The 272-nt window shown below is 69.1% G+C and carries 1 protein-coding gene; it reads left to right on the top strand.

Annotated elements, in window-relative coordinates:
- Nucleotides 1–272, top strand: a 272-nt coding sequence (locus AAEY72_RS14905; protein WP_352311329.1) for a hypothetical protein, incomplete at both ends; no start/stop codon positions are given.

Here is a 272-nt window from a genome sequence, read left to right as displayed (position 1 = left end):
AGCCTACTCTTAGCAAACCCATAGGCGGGGAAGACGCATCGTCGCCCGTGGTCGTCGCGCGCCGCCTTTGGCCGTACCTGAAGCCGCTCCTGTGGGTGATGGTGGCGGGCGTCCTCGCGATGGCCGTCGTCGCGGCAACGGAAGCCGGGATTCCGGCGTTGCTCAAGCCGCTGCTCGACCGCGGCTTCGGCACGAAGGGCGACGTGACCGCGAAGCTCTACGTGCCGATCGCGGTCGTCGGTCTCGCGCTGGTGCGTGCCGCCGCGCAGTAC

The sequence above is a fragment of the Psychrobacter sp. W2-37-MNA-CIBAN-0211 genome, from assembly GCF_040309405.1.
Taxonomy (GTDB): Bacteria; Pseudomonadota; Gammaproteobacteria; order Pseudomonadales; family Moraxellaceae; genus Psychrobacter; species Psychrobacter glaciei.
Note: the sequence above shows the minus strand (reverse complement) of the source record. Positions and strands in the feature narration are given on the sequence as shown.